Consider the following 20297-nt stretch of genomic DNA (forward strand, 5'->3'; position numbering starts at 1 on the left):
CAAGAGATTTTCGCAATATCTGTCAGTTTTTTCTTACACAAAACTGTCATCCAAATCATCAAGCCATTGATTTAATTTGATACTCACTGTGCTGAACGATTTTTTCACTTTCGCGCCCGCATCCAACCGGGCGACAGGGGTTGAAACAGGCGGCGAAGGCGTCAATCTCTGCTCTCTGAAAAGGAATCTCTGCCCATGACCCAGCCGGTCCTGCATGCCCCCGCTCCAGATGTGAAAAACCGCCCCAAGCTTGAGGGCGGCCGGCGGTTTGTGATGAAGACCGAATTCCAGGCGGCCGGCGACCAGCCCCGCGCCATTGCAGAACTGACAGCCGGCGTGCTGGCGGGCGAACGTGATCAGGTGCTGCTTGGCGCGACCGGCACGGGCAAGACCTTCACCATGGCCCGCATCATAGAGGAAACACAGCGCCCCGCCATCATCCTGGCCCCCAACAAGACGCTGGCGGCCCAGCTTTATGGCGAATTCAAGGGGTTCTTCCCCGATAACGCGGTGGAATACTTCGTCAGCTACTACGACTACTACCAGCCCGAAGCCTATGTCCCGCGCAGCGACACCTATATCGAGAAGGAAAGCCAGATCAACGAGCAGATCGACCGGATGCGCCACTCGGCCACCCGGGCGCTGCTGGAACGCGATGACGTGATCATCGTGGCCTCGGTCTCGTGCATCTACGGCATCGGCTCGGTCGAGACCTATGGCGCGATGACCCAGGATCTGAAGGTTGGCGGCCGCTATGACCTGCGCGCGGTCATCGCCGACCTGGTCGCCCAGCAATACAAACGCAACGATCAGGCCTTCCAGCGCGGCAGCTTCCGGGTGCGCGGAGACAGCCTTGAGATTTTCCCGGCCCACCTGGAAGATCGCGCCTGGCGGCTGTCCTTCTTCGGCGAAGACCTGGAAAGCATCACCGAATTCGATCCGCTGACAGGGCAGAAGACCGACACATTCGACCAGATCCGCGTCTATGCGAATTCGCATTACGTGACGCCCAAGCCCACGATGCAGCAGGCCATCATCGGCATCAAGAAAGAGCTGCGCCAGCGGCTGGATCTTCTGGTGAACGATGGCAAGCTGCTGGAGGCGCAGCGGCTGGAACAGCGCACGAATTTCGATCTGGAAATGCTAGAGGCGACAGGCGTCTGCAACGGCATCGAAAACTATTCGCGCTACCTCACCGGCCGCGCCCCGGGCGAGCCGCCCCCCACCCTGTTCGAATTCATCCCCGATCATGCCATTGTCTTTGCCGATGAATCCCACGTGTCCGTCCCGCAGATCGGCGGCATGTACAAAGGCGACTACCGGCGCAAGTTCACTCTGGCCGAACACGGGTTCCGCCTGCCCTCCTGCATGGACAACCGCCCCCTGAAGTTCGAGGAATGGGACGCGATGCGCCCGCAATCGGTCTTCGTCAGCGCGACCCCTGCGGCCTGGGAACTGGAACAGGCCGGCGGCGTCTTCACCGAACAGGTGATCCGTCCCACCGGGCTCATCGACCCCGAGATCGAGATCCGCCCGGTCGAGATGCAGGTCGACGACCTGCTGGACGAGGTGCGCAAGGTCGCCGCCAAGGGCTACCGGACGCTCTGCACCACCCTGACCAAGCGCATGGCCGAGGACCTGACCGAATACATGCACGAACAGGGCATCCGCGTACGCTACATGCACAGCGACATCGACACGATCGAACGGATCGAAATCCTGCGCGACCTCCGGCTGGGCGCTTTCGACGTGCTGATCGGGATCAACCTGCTGCGCGAAGGGCTGGATATCCCGGAATGCGGGCTGGTGGCGATCCTGGACGCCGACAAGGAAGGATTCCTGCGTTCGGAAACCTCGCTGATCCAGACCATAGGCCGCGCCGCGCGCAACGCCGAAGGCCGCGTGATCATGTATGCGGACCGCATCACCGGCAGCATGGAACGCGCCCTGGCCGAAACCAACCGCCGCCGCGAAAAGCAGGTCGCCTACAACATCGAACACGGGATCACGCCGCAGACCGTGAAGAAGAACGTCGAGGATATCCTGGCCGGTCTGTACAAGGGCGATGTGGACATGAACCGCGTGACCGCCAGGGTCGACAAGCCGCTCGCCGGGGCGAACCTCAAGGCCGTGCTGGAAGGGCTGCGTACCGACATGCGCAAGGCCGCCGAGAACCTGGAGTTCGAAGAGGCCGCGCGCCTGCGCGACGAGGTCAAGCGCCTGGAAGCCGTGGATCTTGCCATCGCCGACGACCCGATGGCGCGCCAATCCGCCATCGACGCGGCTGTCGAGGCCTCGACCACCTCGCAAGGCCGCTCCACCGCCGGCCGCGGCGGCATGCGCGGCGGCAAGGCAAGGCCACGGCGGCGTTGAGGGCCGACGTCAAGGGATTCGGTGAAGGTGGCGCACCGGATCTGACAAGGTTTGCGACACGAAACCCTGCACCGCATCGAAGTCGACGAACAGAAACGGGTTCCGATAGGGTTCTCTGTCCGCCTCGGTCATTGACAGGTAAAGTTCAAGACCACGGGCGGCGCGCTCAATGGCATTGCGACGGCCTGCGATAAGCAACAGCGAAAGCCCCAAGCGTTCAAGCCATATTGGGAAATCGTGCTCCCAAGCCTTGCAGACCTCAGGTCCAAGTGGCACGGACACCTTCTTGCCCGTTCTGATGACATGCCTGAACCCCCATCTGTTCATCTTGAAAGGCCTGTCGTCGGCGGGATTGCCACGCTCCAGCGTTGCAACATATTCGGGAAGGCTGCGAAACATTTGATGCAGGATCATGCCGTTGCCGGGATGATCCGGCGCCCCTAGCGTAGCATGGCGGCCGGTCAGGGGACGTCCTGACACGACAATCTCGCGCTGAAATTCAGGGGCCGTGACGACATGGGCGTTGAGAACAGTAACAGTTCCCCCGTAGCGCCACAGCATCTTCATGTGATTATGCGGCACGCCGACAAAATCGGGCACGAAAGCATTGCTGAAAGGCGCATCGTCCTTGTCCGGCACCACCCAGTTGAACATCATGGTATCCGGCGCATCATGACGGTTGATATAGGCTGACACCGTAGTGTCACCTGTCAGGGGAACCCAGAACTCATCGACGTCAAGAAACATCACATAATCCGGTTTCACCTGCATACCGTCGATCATGTGCAACGCCAGTTGATAGGCGCGCTTCTGAAACTCATTGATAGGCCAAACCTCACGCCAGGGGTCTGCATCTATGTGAATGACCTCGGGCAGGCGCGCAGCCATCTGCGCGGCCATCACGGCCGTGTCGTCTTCGGAATTGTTGGTCATCAGGATGATGGGCGAAAACCCCATCCGCAAATGATGATAGACGAATTGCGCCATATAGGCCGCTTCGTTCGCGGCAATCGCGACCAGCGCAACCTTGAAATTCTTTGACATCGGGACCCTGTTCACTCGCAACAAACCGCCCCGCACAGGGCAAGATCAGATCATAAAGGGCGGCCCCCTCGAATGCCAGAAAAACCGCGCCTCACTCTCCGGTCACGCTTAGCCCCAGAACCCGCCAGCTTTGCATGCCACCCCGGTAATAGCTGATCCGGTCGGCCGGATAGCCCGTGGCGATCATCGCCCGGATGGCAGAGGGCGATTGCCCGCACCACAGCCCGTTGCAGAACAGCGCCACGCGGCGCGCGTTCTCGCAATCCCAACCGTCGAAATCCGGCTCGCAGCCCAACTCGCCCAAACGGTCCACCATCCGGTCATAGGGCATGTTGACCGCACCGGGGATGCTGCCACCGGCAAACCAGTCGGGCGTGCGGCTGTCGATCACCAGCACATCGGGATCGGCCAGCATCTCAAGAAGCTCCAGCTCACCGATCGTGGTGACGCCATCGGCGGGGCTCATCGGCTGGATGCAGAACGGCGGGCAGGCACGCGAGGTCCGCGCCCATTCTCCCGTCACCTCGTGGTCATTATCCTGAATGCGCCCGATCTCGACCGGGCCCGTCTCGGTCTGGACGGTCACGCTGGGAATATCGGGGCGAATGTTGACGGGCCCCGGCTGCTCGGCCTGTCCCGGTGTCAAAGCCAGCACGGACAGGATCGCGGCCAGCGCGAGTGTCAGGATAGGTGGGCACATGGTCTTCTCTCCTTCGTGTCGCCCGGGCATAACACACGGGCCGATCACACGGGCCTATTACAGGGGCCGATCACACCGGCACGGGCCGGACGGCGCACACGGGCCCTGCGTTCTTCTTGCTTCAAATATCCATGTCCGCCCGCGCCGTGATGGCGCAACGCCCGCTAGCGCAGGACATGCACCGCGCAGCCCGCATGGCGCACCACTGTCGTGGCGGTCGACCCCAGCAGCAGGTCCTGCATGCCGGGACGATGCGAGGCGATGACGATGCAATCGACCCCGTGCTTGTCGGCCCAGTCAAGAATCGTACGGCCCGAATGCCCTTCGACCAGAACCGCTTCAGCCCCCGGCGCGCCCGAGGCCATGGCCTCCAGCTCGGTCTGGATCGCTTTGCGGCTTTCCGTGATGTATTCGGGGGGCATGTAGGAAATCGCATAGCCCGGAATCTGTTCCATCACATGCAGAAGGGTGATTTTCGCGCCCTCGCTGGCCAGTGCCTTGGCCACTCCGATCGCGCCTTCGGCGTCACGATCCTCATCGAACGAAATCGGCACCATGATATTCCTGTACATCGGGTTTTCCTCCTGTGATGGCGCGATCATCAGACACCACAGACCCATGCCGGTCCTTGATCCATGTCATATCCGCGCAATGGCCAGGGTCAGTAGGTCGCGACGACATCATACATGACAGGTTCGAACGTCTTGCACAGCGCGGCCAGGGTCCGGTTGCGCGCGCGCATGTCCGGGGTGCGCAACATGGCCTGGAAATCCTCGCGGCTGCGCCATTGCGAGTAGTTGGCGATGCGCGTCTGGGCATCGTTGACATGCAGCCCCGCGGCAATGAAACCGGGCTGCTTCGAGATGAACTCGGCATAGGCGGCATTCAACGCCTCAAGCAGATCCTGGCAGGTGCCCGGTGTCATTTCGAAGGTCGTGATCACGGTCTGGCAATCGGCGGGTGTCTTGATGCTGGGCATGTCTGGTCCTCCCTGTCCTGCAATGGGCGCGGCGGCTGCGGCCAGCGCAACCCGCCGCCGACATGATAACATGACACGCACCCGCTCCAAAGACGGCGGTGTTAACCATTGATTCACCTTCCCGGATGATCCTGTGCCGGTGGAGGGTTCCCTTGATGGGGCGGTTGCTGGTCATGTTCTGCTGCCTGCTAGCCGGGCATGCCAATGCCGGCGCCTGGCCGCGCGCGGCCGGTACGGGCTTTGCCAGTGCCGGCGTGTGGCATGGGGTGGACGACACCGACAGCTATGCCACGCTTTTCGCTGAATACGGCCTGCTGCCGCGTCTGACCATTGGGCTGGATGCGGGCCGCAGCGTTTCGGGCCAGACAAAGGCGGTGGTCTTCCTCCGCGCGCCGCTTGGGCGGACGCTCGGGTTGCTGACGGCGGGCGAGATCGGACTGGGCGAAATCGCAGGCCAACCCGTGCTGCGCCCCGGCCTGTCCTTCGGACACGAGATATCCACCCGCATGGGCCAGGGCTGGCTGTCGATCGACACTCTGCTGGAGGCGGATCTGGAAACCCGCCGCCTTGATCTCAAGGCGGATATCACGCTGGGGTTCACACCCCATGTCATGACCGGACAGGCCGAGGCCCCGCCCTCGGACTGGACCCTGATGCTGCAACTCCAGACCGGTCTGGTCGATCTGCACGAGAGCCTTTTGCAGCTTCAGACCGAGGGGATTGTCCCCGAACCCAGCTTTCTGCGGCTGGCCCCCTCGGTCACATACCGGATCAACGACCGGACCAGGCTTGAATTCGGCTTCTACAGGGGGCTGCGGGACACGCGCGAACGCGGGTTGAAGTTCGGTGTCTGGACCACGTTCTGAGGCCCCTGCCGCCGGGCAGACCGCGCCGCTTGCCCCGCTTCCGACGCGCCCCTAATCTATGGGCATGAGCACCGACAAACCCAGCCCGATCCGCCCGACGGATGACGAAGCCCGCAACCTGGCGCGGGGGCTGATCGCGCAGGCGCGGCACGCGGCCCTTGGCGTGATCGACCCGGAAACAGGATCGCCCATGGTCACGCGGATAGCCTTTGGCAAGACGCCACAGGGCCATCCCGCGACGCTGGTGTCCGACCTGTCGCATCATACGCGCGCATTGAAGGTCAACCCCTCCGCATCGCTCCTGCTGGGAGAGCCGGGGCCACGGGGCGACCCGCTGACCCATCCACGCCTGACCCTTCAGGCCGTGGCCCATTTCTTGCGACAGGGCGAAGCCGGACATGCCGAGGTGGCCGCGCATTGGCTGCACGACCACCCCAAGGCCAGGCTTTATATCGGCTTTGCCGATTTTTCCTTTGCGCGGTTCGACGTGCAGCGCGCCTATCTGAACGGCGGGTTCGGACGCGCCTTCGTGCTGACAGCGGATGATCTGGGCTTCTGAGCCGTCATGGATTGTCCATCCGCGCCATCACCGATACCGCGCCTGTCACGGCCTGGGGCCAGCCCAGATGGACCTGGTTGCGCGCAGGGCCCTGTTCGGTCACCGCATGGGGCATCTCGTAGCGGATCACGTTGGAGGTGTTGCGGATGGGCCCCCGCGCCACGACGGCCTCGACCTGCTGGACAAAACCACCGAACGGCAGCGGGCCGGCCGCGTTGACCACCCATGTTTCGGCGGCCGTGTTCTGCGTGTGCTGGATCGCGAAAGGGTTGACGATCCCCTGCACCACGGAATTGAACAGGTTGCCCTGGACCAGGATGTTCCGCATCCGGCCATAGTCGAGATCGGCAAACGAGGTATCGACATGTTCGACCCGGTCGATATCACCCCGGATCGCGCGGAACACGTTGCCTGTCATCGTCAGACCGCTGATGAAATGCCCTGCCCCATGCGGCTTGACCACGAAGAAGCGAAACCACGGCGCCACGTCAATCGCCTGGAAGATATTGCCCGTGACACTGAGCGCGCTGAACGAAAACTCGCTGCTGAAGGCGGGTTCGGGATCATGCTCGTTGGTCCATTCGATAAAACAGTTGTCGATGTAATTGCCGATGATCGTCGCACGGTTATGGCTTGAGGTCAGGATCAGGCCGCCGGTCCGCACGCCGCCCGGTTCATCATCGCCCTGGAACCAGTGATTGCCCGCAATGATGCTGGCCGTGCCGCCCAGCACCGCGAAATGGCGAAACTGGGTGATCCGGTTGTTGCGCAGCTTGACGTCGTTGGCATTGCAATTCAACGCGATCGATGCGCGGTCCTGCGCGCGGGTCTGGATCTCGTTGGACAGGAACTGGCAGCGGTCGATCAGCATCCCCTGGCAACCGATCCCGATCGAGGTGATGCCACGGTCACGCGGCGTGGTGAAAAAGCAATCCTTGACGTGAAAGGTCAGGCCCGTGGGGGCCAGCATGATCCCGCTGGCGCGCCCGCCACACAGGAATTCGATATCCGACATGGAAAACCGCGACAGTTGCGAAAAGCCACTGAAATCAAGGATATATTTGAACCGGCGGAACGTGTAGGTCTGCGTGCCGGCCGCATCGAACAAGGGCATCGAAAGGGTAATCTCGCCGGTGCCCACGTTCTTGTCGCGGACATAGACCTCGCGCCCCACGCCGTTGCCCTCGATCAGCGATCCCACGGGGATATTGGCGACATTGGCCACCCCGGTCAGGCGCAGGGGGTCGCCCAGCGCATAGGTCGCCTGCGAGGTGAAGACATCCGTGGCCCAGGCGGCATTCTCCTCGACGAAGAACTGCCCGTTGCGGATATGGCGGCGCTGCGCGAATTGCGTACGGTTCGGCACGGCGGCGGCCATGTCGATCGGAGCGCGCAGCTGGATGCGCCGCCCGCCCAGGTCCAGCGACTCGTGATCCACGTTGTTCAGCAGGGCCTGGAACGCCTTGCGGAAGCCCAGCACCTCGTCCCCGAAAGCGTCGATATAGGCGGGTAGGTCGAAATCCCTGGTCAGCGACAGGATCGCCTCGGTCGGCATGGTCAGCCTGCCCTCGAACTGGATCCGGCTGTTGATCGTAAGGCTCTGCCCGATCCGATAGGTGCCGTTGGAGACAAGGATACGCCGCCCCGCCGCCGCCTGATCAGCCGCGACAAAGGCCGCGCGATCATCGGCAACGCCATCGCCAACGGCCCCGTAATCACGCACATCGACCCAGTTCATCATGTCGCGGTGGAAGACCGATGTGATATCCTCGATCACCAGATCGTCGATCCGCACGATCCCGCCATTCGCGCCGGTCAGGTCCAGTCCGAAATGACCGTACAGCGGCAGACCACCCCAGACCATATCCACGCCAGACCGCGCGCCCGCGCCCACGATCGCGCTGACCTCGGTCACGCGGCCATAGCTTTGCAATGCGACAGCCGGCCCGGTTTGCGGCACACCGGCCACATTGACCCCGCCCGCGCCCCCGGCCCATCCGGCAATCCGCACCGTGGGCAAGGCACCGCTGATCGCCTTTACACGCGCCGTAATCTTCAGGTAGCAGCCCGGCAGCAGCGGGGTTTCCCCCATGTAGCGCAGGCGCTGCACGGTCTGGGTCTTCTGCATCTCGAGACAGCCGGCAAAATCCTGATCCGCCGGAACAAACCCGGCGTTGGCCGCCGAAAGATAGGTGTCCGAACCGGGCGTGCCGTCCTGGCTGGACCACACGTCAAGCCCCGCCTCGAACGGAGGGGGCATCAAGACCACGCCATCGGTAATCGCTTTGTTCATCAGGATCCCTTTCCATCACGGCCGGCATCGCGCCCGGCTGGTCAGGGATCTATCAACGAGTCATTAACGAAGCCCGATGGCACCGTGACGGTGCCCGGTTGCGGATCAGGCGCTGACCTCGGGCTGTTTCAGCAGTTGCACACCATTGATCTGCCAGCCTTCGGGTGTCTGGATCATCTGGTAATCCAGGACATGCACCCGCCCGGCCCCGTCAACGATCTGCACCTTCTGCCAGATCGCACCTGCGATCTCGCGCTGTTCCAGATAGGTGACCTCGGCCGGCCGCCAGACCATCGGGTAACCCTGGCGGACCATGGCGCCGAAATTTTCGGGCGTGCGGAAGATATTCCTGATCGAGGGACTTGCGAAATCGAAGGCTGCGCCGAAGTCATCCGCCTTGAACGCCTCAAGCTGCTGCCCGATCGTGTCTTCGATCCCGCGCTCCTGCGCCTTTGCGGCACCTGTGCCCAACCACAAGGCCAGCACCAGCAGCGCCACCATCCGTCCCAATGCCTGCAAAAACGTCATGGCCGATCCTCCGCGATGTCACGAGGGATCAGCTAGACCGGGGTGGCGGCGCGTCAATCCCTCAGGTCAGATCGCCCGCCAGCGCGCGGTCGATCAGGACCACGGTTTCATCCACGCCGTAAAGGGCGATGAACCCGCCAAAGCGCGGGCCCTGGCTTGCACCCAGAAGCACCTCGTAGAGGGCCGTGAACCAGTCGCGCAGCGGATCGAACCGGTCGCGGCCCACGGCAAAGACCAGGCCTTGCAGGGCCTCGGCATCCAGCCCGCCCTCCCAGGTCTTCAGCTGGTCGCGCAGGTCGATCAGCGCCTCACGCTCCAGGTCGCTGGGCGCGCGGTAAACCTTATGCGGCTTGACGAAATCGTTGTAGTAGCGAACCGCGAAACCGGCCGCCTGATCCATGTCGGGATTGGCCTCGGGCGTGGCGTCCGACGCGTAACGCTGGATGAAGCCCCACAGCTTGTCCTTGTTCTCGGCCGCCGACACCGACGCAAGGTTCAGCAACATCGAGAAGGGCACGACCATGTGGCTCTCGGGCGGGTTGCCGCCATGGATATGCCAGACCGGGTTGTTGACCTTTCCGGCCGCATCCTGATCGGGATAGGCGCGCAGCTGCTGATGATATTCGTCCACCGCGCGCGGGATCACGTCGAAATGCATCCGCTTGGCGGTCTTGGGCTTGAGATACATGAAATACGACAGCGATTCCGTGCTGGCATAGGTCAGCCATTCGTCGATGGTCAGACCGTTGCCCTTGGATTTGCTGATCTTTTCACCATTCTCATCCAGGAACAGCTCATAGGTGAAATGCTCGGGCTTGCGGCCGCCCAGGATCTCGCAGATGCGGTCATAGATCGGCGTGTTGGTGCTGTGATCCTTGCCGTACATCTCGAAATCCACATCCAGCGCCGCCCAGCGCGCGCCGAAATCAGGCTTCCATTGCAGCTTCACATTGCCGCCCGTCACCGGCAGCGTCCATTCGCGCCCGTCCTCGTCATCGAAGGTGATGGTGCCATCCTTGGCATTCACCTCCTTCATCGGCACATACATGACGCGGCCCGTTTCGGGATGGATCGGCAGGAAGATCGAATAGGTCTGCCGGCGTTCTTCACGCAGGGATTTCAGCATCACCTCCATCAGCGCGTCATAGCGCTCTGCCGCGCGCAGCAGGATCGTGTCGAACTGGCCCGACTTGTAGAACTCGGTCGCGCTGATGAAGTCGTACTGGAACCCGAAAGTATCCAGGAAACGCCGCAGCATCGCATTGTTGTGATGGCCGAAGCTTTCATATTGGCCGAACGGATCCGGCACGGACGTCAGCGGGCGTTGCAGATGCTCGCGCAGCATCTCGGGGTTGGGCACGTTTTCGGGGACCTTGCGCATCCCGTCCACATCGTCCGAAAAACAGATCAGCCGTGTCGGGATGTCCGAGATCAGCTCGAACGCGCGGCGGATCATCGTGGTGCGCGCCACCTCGCCGAAGGTGCCGATATGCGGCAGGCCCGAGGGGCCATAGCCTGTCTCGAACAGCACGTAACCCTTTGCGGGCGCCGCCTTTTCATACCGTTTGACCAGTTTGCGCGCTTCTTCGAATGGCCAGGCTTTCGAGGCAAGGGCGGCATCGCGCAAATCGGTCATGTCAGTCTCCATCATATCGGGACAGCAGGCGGGGAACCGCGCAGATCGCGCGGAGTCAATCGTGGCTTCCTATTGCTACGCCCCCTGACAGTCAATATTCTGCGCTGCAACACGCCTTTGTTCGCCCAAATTTCAGGACCTGCCATGACGGATCAACTGCCCCACCCTCTCAGCCCGCAGGATTGCCTGGTTGCCGTGATGATCGCCGTATCCCTGTCGGATGAAAGCATCCGCACATCGGAACTGGTGCGGATCCAGGCCGCGGTGAACCATCTGCCGATCTTCGGGGACTATGACATCGACCGGATGAACCTGACCGCGCAGACCGTGTTCGATCTGTTTTCAGAAGAAGACGGGCTGGATGCCCTGTTCGGGCTGGTGCGCGACAATCTTCCGGAACGCCTGTTCGAAACCGCCTATGCCCTGGCCTGCGACGTGGCTGCCGCCGATGGCAGGATCCTCGAGACCGAGCTGCGCCTGCTGGAAGAAATCCGCTATGAGCTGAATATCGACCGGCTGCACGCCGCCGCGATCGAACGCGGTGCGCGCGCCCGACACATGAAGGCCTGAACGCCAGTTCACCCTGAAAACCGGCCCTTCCCGGGGTGAACGGCATCGCATATGCGGCAAACCTTGGTCGTTGACGTGAACGGTTTGATCCATCGCCCTGTTCACCCACCCATCCCGAAGAGAGGTCGCGATGCAGCGCCCCGCATGTCTTGCCACCGGCTTGTTGATCCTTTGCCCCGTCTCGATCATCGGCGCCCCCGGCTGACGCCGGACGATCGCTGTTGCTGCAATGTGACGTGTCACGCTGCCCGTCTCCGGGCATGTAATCTATGGTTGCGAGGTTTTCCTGGCCGACCTAGCCTTTGATCACTCGATTTGATTCGATTTAGCCTTGATTTCAACAGTGTTTGTGAGTGTCGGAGTAACCAGTCTTGAAAAACGCATTCTTTGCAGGGGTCTTGTTGGCCTCTGGTGTCGCGGCAAGTGCATCGGCGCAAAGCCTTGAGAACCTCACGGTCGAGGGCGGCCTGTCCACCCTGGGCCTCTACATCGCACCGAAGGTCGAAATCGCCGGGCCATGGAGCGCACGCGTACCGCTGTATCTGGGTTCGTTTTCGGATACGTTCGACCTGGACGGTAACGACATCGACGGAAAGCTGACGTCGAACTCTGCCGCGATCATGGCTGATTACGGCCTTGGCAACAGCGGCTTCCGGCTGTCGGGTGGTGTGTCGCTGGGGGGATACAAGCTTGAAGGTACAGCCTCGACCCTGACCATCGAAGGCAACAGCTATACCGGCAACTTCACCGCCAAGATGCAGCAGAAACGCGAGGTGGCGCCGGTGCTGGCCATCGGATATGCCCGGTCCTTCGGCAATAACTGGGGTATCGTTGCGGAAATCGGCGCGCGTATCACCAGCCTGGAACTGACCACGACGGGGCAGGATGCGATCACCAACCCCGTGAGACGGGCGCAGTTCGACGCCGATCTGGCCCAGGCGAACCGGGACCTGAGCGATGTCAAGATACTGCCCTTCCTGACCTTGGGCGTCTCCTACAACTTCTGACGATCACGGCCTGATGTGGCGCGCCTGCAAACGGTGCGTCGCATCAGGCGCGATCGCATCAGGCGCTGTAAAGCGTGCCCCAACGCTCGATCAGGTCCTGTTGCAGGGCCTTGGCACGGCGGTTCCAGCCCTGTGCACCGGCCGGGCGTTCACGTTCGGCGCGCGGGATGCCGTCGCGCCGCTTGGCATCGGCGGCAAAGATCGCGAAGGCCAGGGGGCGCCCGTTGTCTCGGGCCATGTAGCCCGCAAGACCGCTGACAAAATTCAACGTGCCGGTCTTGGCGTTGACCTTGACCTGATGAGCGTCCGTCTTGCGCCCTTTCTCATCCTTCAGCGGATAGGCCCGCAGCAAGTCAGGCAGCATCCCCTGCCGGCGCGCCCGCACAAGGGCCGCCACCATGTCTGCCGCAGCCAGACGCGACTGATCGCCCAGCCCCGAGTGATCGACAAGCGACGGCGACGACAGGCCCAGCGCCGACGCGGCCCAGGCATTCATCGCATTGGCCGATGCCGCCAGCGACCCAGGCTGCCCGCCCTTGGCAAGCGTAGCCGCCAGCCCCACCATCTCGGCGGTCAGGTTCGTGGAATAGCGCAACATGTCGCGCAGGATCTCGGGCAGCGGCAGGCTTTGCTGGCGCACCAGCACCGTCCCGCCCGGCAGGCTGCGGGCCGCACCCTCGGCGGGCAACCGGATTCCATGGGCGCCTGCGAACGTGCGGAACACTTCGCCCGCATAGATGTCGGGGCGTCGCACGGGCAACCATCGCGCGCCCCCCTTGCCCAGGGCTGACTGCGCCACGGTCCATTGATCGACACCCTGCGTATCGGCATAGGTATAAACAGGCAGTTCACGCGCCACGATGGACATGCGCGCCACGCGGACATCGGGCCGGTAACGATCCGATCTTGCATCCATCGTGATGCCATAGCCCTGCCCGTTGCGTTTCCATTCGAAATGCACCCGGTTGAAATTCAGCGAAAGGCCGGACACGGCAGGGTTATAGCCCACATGTTCAGGCTGTTCCGCATCGATCGCGCGGGCATAGGGCAAGGCACCGCCCCAGACCAGGAAGCGGCCCCGCACTTCGCGCACCCCGGCCGTTTTCAGCTTGGCCGCCATTTCGGCCAGCGCATTGGTATCCAGCATGGGATCGCCACCGCCCGCCAGCACCAGATCGCCGGACAGGATCCCGTTCTGCACCGGCCCGGTTGCGATCAGTCGCGTTTCAAAGCGATGCGAGGGGCCCAGCGCATCCAGCGCATAGATCGCCGTCAGGGCCTTGACCACGCTGGCGGGGGGCAGCCCGCGCTGCGGTTGACGCGCCTCCAGCATCTGGCCGGTGTCCGCATCGGCCAGGGCATAGACCACCTCGCCACCCAATTGCGCCTTGCTGACAAGCGCATCGGCCGCAGGCACCGTGGCCGCAAGCCCCCCGGCCGGCCGCAAGGCCGGGCGCAGCGATTGTGAAGGCGCATTCGCGCAGGCGGGAACGCCCGTCAAGGCCAGCGCCGCGACCGAACCGGCAAGGAAACCACGTCTGGAAACAAAATCACTCATGCCTGAATCCTACTCGTCCCGGCCCTGACCAGACAAGCCCACATCCGCGTGAGGCACCTGCCCCGCCATCCAGCCCCCGCGCGCCCGGATCGCCGAAGACGATATATCCCGCAGCGGCACATTCACGAAACACCAGGCCGGGGCATCCGCATGGGCCAGGGCCCGGCTGAACTTGGCCTTGATCCGTGCGGCATGAAAGGTCCGCGCCGCGCGGCTGGCCCGCGCCGGCAGGTTCTGCCCCGGCCGCGCCAGGACGCCGACCGGCACCCGCGCCATGATCTGCCGCCAATCCTGCCACCGATCGAACTGCACAAGGTTATCCGCCCCCATCAGCCAGACAAAGCGCACGCCCGAATAGGTCGCCTGCAACGCCGCGATGGTTTCCGCCGTATAGCGCGTGCCGGCACGCGCCTCGAAGTCGGTGACGATCACGCGCGGATCGCGGATCAGCGCGCGGGCGCGCGCCATCCGGTCCGCCATGGGGGCGGGCCCCCGCGCCTTCAGCGGATTGCCGGGACTGACCAGCCACCAGACCCGGTCCAGCCCGAACAACCGCAGCGCCGCGCGGGTGATATGCACGTGCCCCGCATGGGCCGGATCAAACGATCCGCCGAGAAGCCCGATCACCTGACCGGGGCGTGCATGGGGTATCTCGTGGCGCATCATGTCTCCGTTCCGGGCCCCGTCCTGCCGCGACATCCGGGGGCGCAGTTGTCAACGCCGCGCCCGCTTTGTCAATCAGGGGCGGGTCTGTCCTTCGCGGCGCATTGCCCCCGCGCCCCTTGATCGTTATCTACGGGCCAAATCCACGCATTCCCCTCAAGGAGCGATCCGAATGGCAGCCTATCAATACGTCTATCACATGCAGGGTGTGTCCAAGACCTACCCCGGCGGCAAGAAATGCTTCGAGAACATCCACCTGAACTTCCTGCCGGGCGTCAAGATCGGTGTCGTCGGGGTCAACGGCTCGGGTAAATCGACCCTGCTCAAGATCATGGCGGGCATGGACAAGGATTTCCAGGGTGAAGCCTGGCACGCCGAAGGCGCGACCGTGGGCTACCTGCCGCAGGAGCCGGAACTGGACCCCTCGCTTGACGTGCGCGGCAACGTGATGCTGGGCGTGGCCAAGAAAAAGGCCATCCTGGATCGCTACAACGAACTGGCGATGAACTATTCCGACGAGACGGCGGATGAAATGGCCGCCCTGCAGGACCAGATCGACGCGGAAAATCTGTGGGACCTGGACAGCCAGATCGACATCTCGCTCGAGGCGTTGCGCTGCCCGCCGGATGATGCCGATGTGACCAAGCTGTCGGGCGGTGAAAAGCGCCGCGTGGCGCTGTGCAAACTGCTGCTGGAAGCGCCCGACATGCTGCTTCTGGACGAACCGACCAACCACCTTGACGCCGAAACCATCGCCTGGTTGCAAAACCACCTGATCGCCTATCCGGGCACCATCCTGATCGTCACCCATGACCGTTACTTCCTGGATGACATCACGGGCTGGATCCTGGAACTGGATCGCGGTCGCGGCATACCCTATGAGGGGAACTATTCCAGCTGGCTGGAACAGAAGGCCAAGCGTCTGTCGCAGGAAGCGCGCGAGGACAAGTCCAAGCAGAAGACGCTGGAACGCGAACTGGAATGGATGCGGCAAGGCGCAAAGGCGCGGCAGGCCAAATCCAAGGCCCGTATCAACGCCTATAACGAAATGGCCAGCCAGTCCGAACGCGAAAAGCTGGCCAATGCCCAGATCGTCATCCCCAACGGTCCCCGCCTTGGCAACAAGGTGATCGAGGTGAACGGGCTGAAGAAACACATGGGAGACAAGCTACTGATCGAGGATCTGAGCTTTTCTCTGCCGCCGGGCGGCATCGTCGGCGTGATCGGCCCCAACGGCGCCGGCAAGACCACGCTGTTCCGCATCCTGACGGGGCAGGAACAGCCCGATGAAGGCACCGTGGAATATGGCGACACGGTCAAGCTGTCCTACGTGGATCAGAACCGCGACGATCTGAACCCCAATGAAAACGTCTGGGAAGCCATCGCCGACGGGCAGGACATCATCAAGCTGGGCGATGCCGAAGTGAACGCGCGGGCCTATTGCTCGGCTTTCAACTTCAAGGGCGGCGACCAGCAGAAGAAAGTCTCGCTTCTGTCGGGGGGCGAACGGAACCGGGTGCACATGGCGCGCCTGCTGCGTTCGGGCGGGAACGTCCTGCTGCTTGACGAACCGACCAACGACCTTGACGTCGAAACCCTCCGCGCGCTGGAAGATGCGCTGGTGGATTTCGCGGGCTGCGCTGTTGTCATCTCGCACGACCGTTTCTTCCTGGACCGGATCTGTACCCACATCCTGGCCTTCGAAGGCAATGCCCATGTCGAATGGTTCGAAGGCAACTTCGAACAATACGAGGAAGACAAGAAACGCCGCCTTGGCGCCGACGCGCTGGAACCCAAGCGGATCAAGTTCAAGAAGTTCACCCGCTGAACAAGGGCGGGCGGATTGGTCCGAAAGGCACGATCCGCCCCCAAAACAAGGCACAAGGGTTGCCGCGCCTTGATCGAATCCTCTGGGAATGGCACATCTTTGGTATAGCCAACAAGGATTTGACCCCGACATGATCACGCGCCGCTCTTTTATCGCCTCGACCCTGGCTGCCGCGACCCTGCCGCAGACGGTATTTGCCCAGGCAAAGACGTTTACCCTCAATCCGCGGTTTGCGCCGCAGGATGTGACCATCGACGCCAAATATGGCGTGGGTCAGTTGCTGGTGCTGCCGCGCGCGCATTTTCTGTATTTCGTGACAGATGCGGGACGGGCACGCCGCTATGGCGTGGGCGTCGGCAAGGCCGGGCTGGAATTCACCGGCACAGCCACGATCGACGTCAAGAAACAGTGGCCGACATGGCGCCCCACGAACGAGATGATCGAACGTGATCCCCGCGCCTACGCCAAGTTCATCGACAATGACTATGTCCAGCCGGGTGGGCCGGGCAATCCATTGGGGGCGCGCGCGCTCTATCTGTTCCAGAACGGGCGCGACACCTATTTCCGCATCCATGGCACGACCGAGCCACAAAGCATCGGCCGGTCGGTATCGAACGGATGTATCCGGATGATCAACGACCATGTGATCGATCTTTACGAACGCGTCCCCGTCGGCACGGTCGTCACGGTTCTTTGATCCACACAGTTTCGCCACAAAACAAAAGGGGGCGCCACTGGCACCCCCTTTTTTCATTTTGCCGCGCGACCTTATTTGAAGGCGCAGCCGCTTTTGACGCCAAGTTTGCGGAACACAGTCGCTGCGGGGCAGAAGCCCGTGATCGACGACTGGATCAGGTTCACGCCGATGAAAACGGTGAACCACATGAACAGCGGCGAAACCACCGCAGTCAGCACCACGCTGAGCAAAACCATGAAACCTGCAAACATCATCACGCTACGATCGAGTGTCATCTCTTGATCCTTGTCCGGGGCAGGCCCACCATGCGCCCGCGTTGACCCGAATATAGACCAGATCACTTTGACATTCAAGTATTGGAATACGATTACAGCAAAACGTGCCAAACCAGATAATTCGGCGTCAGAAAGGCGAATGCGATGCAGAACAGCTTGGCGCCATGCACGATCTTGGGGAACAGGCCCTTGCCCTCAGCCGCCTCGCCGAACCCCAACAGGCCCGCCATGACCGCATGACCGCCAGCCATCTGCGCCATGTCCTTGCGCCGGATCGAGGCCATCGCCGCCTCACGCACAGCAGCCTGCCGCTTCGCTTCATCCTCGCGTGCCATCATGAATCCTCCATCCATTCTTGCCGATCCTTCAACTCATCCAAATGCTTTTGATAGCTGCGAGATGTGACGAAACCCCAAAATGTCGAGGGCGGATCGCAAAAACTTCAGACATTTGGCGCAAAATCTGCCCGATCGCGCGAAAGTCCCGAATATCCTTGCCTTATGGGCACCACTCTGCCATACGCGGCCCTGCTACGTTATTCTTTTTCGACCACTGTCTTCCGTCCAACGGCGCTCAGTCCTTCGATCCAGACCGACCAACGCCGGGCCATCGCACTGACGCGGATGGCGACACAAGACAGGAGAACACGGATATGGCTACTGGCACCGTGAAATGGTTCAACACCACCAAAGGCTTCGGCTTCATTGCACCCGATGGCGGCAGCAAAGATGTGTTCGTGCACATCTCGGCCGTCGAGCGTTCGGGTCTGACCGGCCTCGCCGACAACCAGAAAGTGACCTTCGACATCGAAGCAGGTCGTGATGGCCGCGAATCCGCGACCAACCTTTCGCTGGCATGATGTATCGCCCTTAGGGGCGTGAACGGAAACGGGCGTGCAGGAAACTGCGCGCCCGTTTTGCTTTTCGTACTGGTCTTGCAGCCTCGGGCGCGACCGTCAGACCGCGCCCTTGACCCAGTCCACGATCCCCGCCGCGGGCATCGCACCTGACTGGCGCTTGCGCTCGCGCCCGCCGGCGAAAGCCGCCATCGTCGGAATGCCCCGGATATTGTAGAGCGCGCCGGCCTGGGGATTTTCCTCGGTATTCAACTTGACCATCCGGACCTGCCCCGCCAATGAATCCGCCGCTTTGGCAAATTCGGGCGCCATCATCCGGCAAGGCCCGCACCATGGCGCCCAGAAATCGACCACAAGCGGCAGATCATCATTGCGCGCGGCCTTTTGCAGCGTGGCAAGATCAATCTCGACCGCCTTGCCCGAGATCAGCCCTGCGCCGCATGTTCCGCATTTGGGACCAGCGCCCAGCCGTTCCTCGGGCACGCGGTTCACCTGCCCACAGGACAGGCAGGTCAATTTTCTGGATGCCATGACAGCGCCCTCCCTGCAAATATTCGACAATAAATATACGATCTTCGAATCGCCAAAAAAGGCCCCTATCGGCAAAAAACCGCATGAAAAGCCCTGAAAATAGGCGATTTCGGCCAAATATCCCTCTTGAAACGACTCTGGACCGCCCACATAATCCTGAATGCGACGTTACCAATATCGAATAGCCTGCTCCTTCACAGGTCAGTACCTCGATTATGCACTGACTAGCCGGGCTGCCGCACAGTGCGGGCAGCATATCTGTAAAGGAGATGCGGTATGGCCACTGGCACCGTGAAATGGTTCAACACCACCAAAGGCTACGGCTTCATTGCGCCCGATGGCGGCAGCAAGGATGTCTTCGTTCACATTTCGGCAGTCGAGCGTTCGGGCCTGACCGGCCTTGCCGACAACCAGAAGGTCAAGTTCGACATCGAACCCGGCCGCGATGGTCGTGAATCCGCTGTGAACATCTCTCTGGCCTGATCACCGGGTCAACCGAAGACGAAAAAGGGGTCCTGTCGCGGGGCCCCTTTGTCATTGCATCGGGCCGTGACCCACCTGCGCCGGTTCACCCCCGGATCAACCCAGGTTCACCCCCGGATCAACCCGGATCAACCGTTGTCGTCGCGCCGGGCTGCCGCAGCCTCGATCAGTTCCAACACAGCAGGCCCCATCGCATCCACGATCAGACCGACACCTTCCGCATTGGGATGAATGCCGTCATCCTGAAAATAGGCCCGTGCCGCTGACAGGTCGCCTTCCCCCAAACCCTTGAAGAAACTGTCGAAATAAAGCGCGCCATAGGTTTCAGCCAACTCCGGCCAGATCGCCTCGAAGGCAGTCTTGAACTCCGGGCCGTAATTTCCGGGCGCCTGCATGCCCACCAGCAGGACCGGCACATCAGCCGCTTGCGCCGCCTTCAGGATGCCCTCGACATTGGCGCGTGTCACCGCGGGATCCAGCCCGCGCAGCACGTCATTGCCACCCAGCGCCAGGATCATGCCGTGGATATCCGGCGTCAGCGTCCATTCGACCCGCGACAAGCCGCCCGCCGTCGTGTCGCCGGACACACCCGCATTCACAACCCGCACCGCCTGCCCCTGCGCGTCAAGCCAGGCGCGCAATTGCGGCACGAAGCCTTCCTCTTCAAACAGGCCATAGCCCTGTGTCAGACTATCGCCGAAAGCCACGATCGACAGCGGCAGCGTACGCGCCTGCTGTGCGGCAGCCCCCTGGGCCAGGACCAGCCCAAGCACCAGAACAAGGGCGGCGTAGCCCTTGCCCCATGCCCGCAAGGCCCCATATGTCAGACAAGCAATTGAAAGCAGGCGCAT

22 protein-coding genes are annotated in these 20297 nt (G+C 62.2%); 9 read left to right on the forward strand and 13 right to left on the reverse strand.

What is annotated here, in order from left to right:
• The first annotated feature begins 195 nt into the window (after positions 1-195).
• Positions 196-2373 carry an excinuclease ABC subunit UvrB gene (gene uvrB / locus ACFQ3C_RS12655; protein WP_380792327.1) on the forward strand — a complete coding sequence of 726 codons (2178 nt, stop codon included), beginning with the start codon at positions 196-198 and terminating at the stop codon, positions 2371-2373.
• Positions 2374-2382: 9 nt separating this feature from the next.
• Here uvrB and ACFQ3C_RS12660 read toward each other — a convergent pair whose 3' ends face one another.
• From ACFQ3C_RS12660 to ACFQ3C_RS12675, 4 genes are all read right to left on the reverse strand, one after another.
• Positions 2383-3417, reverse strand: a complete 1035-nt coding sequence (locus ACFQ3C_RS12660) for a glycosyltransferase family 2 protein (protein WP_380793323.1) — start codon at positions 3415-3417, stop codon at positions 2383-2385.
• 91 nt (positions 3418-3508) lie between these two features.
• Positions 3509-4117 (reverse strand): rhodanese-like domain-containing protein, encoded by a 609-nt coding sequence (locus ACFQ3C_RS12665; protein WP_380792329.1) that lies wholly within the window; start codon positions 4115-4117, stop codon positions 3509-3511.
• A 164-nt stretch (positions 4118-4281) separates the two neighbouring features.
• Positions 4282-4689 (reverse strand): universal stress protein, encoded by a 408-nt coding sequence (locus ACFQ3C_RS12670; RefSeq protein WP_380792332.1) that lies wholly within the window; start codon positions 4687-4689, stop codon positions 4282-4284.
• 89 nt (positions 4690-4778) lie between these two features.
• Complete coding sequence (locus tag ACFQ3C_RS12675) at positions 4779-5096, reverse strand: antibiotic biosynthesis monooxygenase family protein (RefSeq protein ID WP_380792335.1); 318 nt, start codon at positions 5094-5096, stop codon at positions 4779-4781.
• Between the two features lie 155 nt (positions 5097-5251).
• Between ACFQ3C_RS12675 and ACFQ3C_RS12680 the strand changes: the two genes are divergently transcribed.
• The gene (locus ACFQ3C_RS12680) at positions 5252-5962 is read left to right on the forward strand and encodes a hypothetical protein (RefSeq protein ID WP_380792337.1); all 711 of its coding nucleotides are present in this window, start codon (positions 5252-5254) and stop codon (positions 5960-5962) included.
• Between the two features lie 64 nt (positions 5963-6026).
• Entirely contained in the window at positions 6027-6521 is a 495-nt protein-coding gene (locus ACFQ3C_RS12685; RefSeq protein WP_380792339.1) for a HugZ family pyridoxamine 5'-phosphate oxidase, read from the forward strand.
• A gap of 4 nt (positions 6522-6525) precedes the next feature.
• On the opposite strand, the gene ACFQ3C_RS12690 is transcribed toward ACFQ3C_RS12685, so the two are convergent.
• The 3 genes from ACFQ3C_RS12690 to ACFQ3C_RS12700 form a co-directional block, all read right to left on the reverse strand.
• On the reverse strand, positions 6526-8814 hold the full coding sequence (locus ACFQ3C_RS12690; RefSeq protein ID WP_380792341.1) for a glycosyl hydrolase family 28-related protein: 2289 nt from the start codon (positions 8812-8814) through the stop codon (positions 6526-6528).
• Positions 8815-8919: 105 nt separating this feature from the next.
• Positions 8920-9342 carry a DUF4864 domain-containing protein gene (locus tag ACFQ3C_RS12695; RefSeq protein WP_380792344.1) on the reverse strand — a complete coding sequence of 141 codons (423 nt, stop codon included), beginning with the start codon at positions 9340-9342 and terminating at the stop codon, positions 8920-8922.
• Between the two features lie 61 nt (positions 9343-9403).
• Positions 9404-10978, reverse strand: coding sequence for a lysine--tRNA ligase (locus ACFQ3C_RS12700; protein WP_380792347.1), 1575 nt, complete (start codon positions 10976-10978; stop codon positions 9404-9406).
• A gap of 144 nt (positions 10979-11122) precedes the next feature.
• On the opposite strand from ACFQ3C_RS12700, the gene ACFQ3C_RS12705 reads away from it, so the two are divergent.
• Together ACFQ3C_RS12705 and ACFQ3C_RS12710 are read left to right on the forward strand one after the other, a co-directional pair.
• The gene (locus ACFQ3C_RS12705; RefSeq protein ID WP_068290558.1) at positions 11123-11548 is read left to right on the forward strand and encodes a tellurite resistance TerB family protein; all 426 of its coding nucleotides are present in this window, start codon (positions 11123-11125) and stop codon (positions 11546-11548) included.
• Between the two features lie 371 nt (positions 11549-11919).
• On the forward strand, positions 11920-12555 hold the full coding sequence (locus ACFQ3C_RS12710) for a hypothetical protein (RefSeq protein WP_380792349.1): 636 nt from the start codon (positions 11920-11922) through the stop codon (positions 12553-12555).
• A gap of 58 nt (positions 12556-12613) precedes the next feature.
• Here the strand turns inward: ACFQ3C_RS12710 and dacB are convergent, their stop codons facing one another.
• Positions 12614-14113 carry a D-alanyl-D-alanine carboxypeptidase/D-alanyl-D-alanine endopeptidase gene (dacB, locus tag ACFQ3C_RS12715; protein ID WP_380792351.1) on the reverse strand — a complete coding sequence of 500 codons (1500 nt, stop codon included), beginning with the start codon at positions 14111-14113 and terminating at the stop codon, positions 12614-12616.
• A gap of 9 nt (positions 14114-14122) precedes the next feature.
• Entirely contained in the window at positions 14123-14776 is a 654-nt protein-coding gene (locus ACFQ3C_RS12720; RefSeq protein WP_380792353.1) for a nicotinate-nucleotide adenylyltransferase, read from the reverse strand.
• Between the two features lie 172 nt (positions 14777-14948).
• Between ACFQ3C_RS12720 and ettA the strand changes: the two genes are divergently transcribed.
• Together ettA and ACFQ3C_RS12730 are read left to right on the forward strand one after the other, a co-directional pair.
• The gene (ettA, locus tag ACFQ3C_RS12725; RefSeq protein ID WP_380792355.1) at positions 14949-16604 is read left to right on the forward strand and encodes an energy-dependent translational throttle protein EttA; all 1656 of its coding nucleotides are present in this window, start codon (positions 14949-14951) and stop codon (positions 16602-16604) included.
• 130 nt (positions 16605-16734) lie between these two features.
• The gene (locus ACFQ3C_RS12730) at positions 16735-17301 is read left to right on the forward strand and encodes a L,D-transpeptidase (protein ID WP_380793325.1); all 567 of its coding nucleotides are present in this window, start codon (positions 16735-16737) and stop codon (positions 17299-17301) included.
• A 71-nt stretch (positions 17302-17372) separates the two neighbouring features.
• On the opposite strand, the gene ACFQ3C_RS12735 is transcribed toward ACFQ3C_RS12730, so the two are convergent.
• On the reverse strand, positions 17373-17576 hold the full coding sequence (locus ACFQ3C_RS12735; RefSeq protein ID WP_380792357.1) for a YgaP family membrane protein: 204 nt from the start codon (positions 17574-17576) through the stop codon (positions 17373-17375).
• 92 nt (positions 17577-17668) lie between these two features.
• Positions 17669-17929: a hypothetical protein gene (locus tag ACFQ3C_RS12740; protein ID WP_380792359.1), complete on the reverse strand. Its 261-nt coding sequence runs from the start codon at positions 17927-17929 to the stop codon at positions 17669-17671.
• A gap of 299 nt (positions 17930-18228) precedes the next feature.
• Between ACFQ3C_RS12740 and ACFQ3C_RS12745 the strand changes: the two genes are divergently transcribed.
• Positions 18229-18435: a cold-shock protein gene (locus ACFQ3C_RS12745; protein ID WP_068290548.1), complete on the forward strand. Its 207-nt coding sequence runs from the start codon at positions 18229-18231 to the stop codon at positions 18433-18435.
• 96 nt (positions 18436-18531) lie between these two features.
• Here the strand turns inward: ACFQ3C_RS12745 and trxC are convergent, their stop codons facing one another.
• Positions 18532-18963, reverse strand: coding sequence for a thioredoxin TrxC (gene trxC, locus ACFQ3C_RS12750; RefSeq protein WP_380792362.1), 432 nt, complete (start codon positions 18961-18963; stop codon positions 18532-18534).
• 276 nt (positions 18964-19239) lie between these two features.
• On the opposite strand from trxC, the gene ACFQ3C_RS12755 reads away from it, so the two are divergent.
• A complete protein-coding gene (locus ACFQ3C_RS12755; RefSeq protein ID WP_068290543.1) occupies positions 19240-19446 on the forward strand; it encodes a cold-shock protein in 207 nt (68 codons plus the stop codon).
• A 128-nt stretch (positions 19447-19574) separates the two neighbouring features.
• Here the strand turns inward: ACFQ3C_RS12755 and ACFQ3C_RS12760 are convergent, their stop codons facing one another.
• Positions 19575-20297: an arylesterase gene (locus ACFQ3C_RS12760; protein WP_380792366.1), complete on the reverse strand. Its 723-nt coding sequence runs from the start codon at positions 20295-20297 to the stop codon at positions 19575-19577.

This window comes from Seohaeicola saemankumensis (assembly GCF_042678485.1).
GTDB lineage: Bacteria > Pseudomonadota > Alphaproteobacteria > Rhodobacterales > Rhodobacteraceae > Seohaeicola > Seohaeicola saemankumensis.